The following is a 1,274-nucleotide window of genomic DNA, read 5'->3' as shown; positions in this document are numbered from 1 at the left end:
CGCAGCGTTCCAGATCTCTGCGAGCGCCGCCTTGGCCTTGCCGTGCTGCGATTTGGGCATGACGTTGAGGATGTTGCCGATCTTGTGGAACGGCAGCTTGCAGATCAGTCCAAGTTCTTCCATCAAGCGGCTGACCTTGAAGCGACCAATCACCGTACCTTCCTCGCGCATCATGCCCATGATGCTGCGGCTGCCAGCAGAGCTTCGGCTCTCGACGAACAGTTCGTGTATCCGGCTACGCAGTGCCATGCGCTCAGCGTCAATGCGCTGGGTGCGCTCACGGTACGCATACAGGCAGGAACGTGATACGTCGAATACCGCGCAGATCAGTTCGACCGATTCGCTTGCGCCAATCTGATCAATTACTTCGTACGTTCGATGCCTTCCGACATCAAGAGCGCGGTAGCCTTTTTTAAAATGGCTTTCTCACGCTCGAGGCGTTCGATACGCGCCTCGAGTTCCTGAATACGCTGTTGATCCGCCGTGATTGCCTTGCCCTGCGGCGTGACGCCCTGGCGTTCCATTTGAAGCTGGTGCACCCAGCGACGCAGTACCGTCTCGCCGACGCCGACTGAGCGACTCGCCTCCATATGGCTATAGCCCTGGTCGAGCACCAGGCAGGCGGCTTGCCGTTTGAACTCCGGGGAAAACGTACGTCGTTGCTTGCTCATCAGACACCTCTTCATGGCGAACATTTTCGCCTAAATCAGTGTCCGGATTCATTAGACCACTACAGGTCGGATATTTCTCGCCCCACGGGCCATCAGCGAAGTCCTGTAACGCCTGCTTTGCCGCTTCTTCGCTGGCGGCCGCATAGATCGGGCGCAGTGCTGCGGCGAGCGCCTTACGGTCCTTGTAGCTGGCGTACTCGAGACTGTTGCGGATCAGATGCACGATGCAGGTCTGAACGGTTGTCCGCGGATAGGCTGCGCCGATGGCCTCGGTCAACCCTTTTAGACCATCAACCACGGCGATCAGGATGTCCTGGCAACCGCGCGCCTTCAGTTCGTTGAACACCTTGAGCCAGAACTTGGCCCCCTCGGTCTGCTCGATCCAGAGCCCCAGCACGTCGCGCTGGCCGTCGGCCTGGATACCCAAGGCCAGATAGACGGCCTTGTTGCTGACCACGCCGTCGTCGCGGATCTTGACCCGCAGTGCGTCGAAGAACACCACCGGATACATCGTTTGTAAGCCCCCGGCGAAGTCATCTTGAAGGCGGCCATCGAAAGCAAGGAGCATCGTGTCCATTAGAATTTTTGATGGACAGGTGTACA

2 pseudogenes are annotated in these 1,274 nt (G+C 58.3%); both read right to left on the bottom strand.

Annotated features, from left to right (window positions below):
• Positions 1-90: 90 nt before the first annotated feature.
• A pseudogene (locus ACPUER_RS36750) lies at positions 91-671 on the bottom strand (transposase); the annotation flags it as partial.
• A gap of 64 nt (positions 672-735) precedes the next feature.
• A pseudogene (locus ACPUER_RS36745) lies at positions 736-1,191 on the bottom strand (IS256 family transposase); the annotation flags it as partial.
• Between the last annotated feature and the right edge of the window lie 83 nt (positions 1,192-1,274).

The sequence above is a fragment of the Burkholderia sp. DN3021 genome, from assembly GCF_049805555.1.
Classification (GTDB): domain Bacteria; phylum Pseudomonadota; class Gammaproteobacteria; order Burkholderiales; family Burkholderiaceae; genus Burkholderia; species Burkholderia pyrrocinia_C.
The sequence above is the reverse complement of the archived record's forward strand: the minus strand, read 5'-3'. Positions and strand labels throughout refer to the sequence as shown.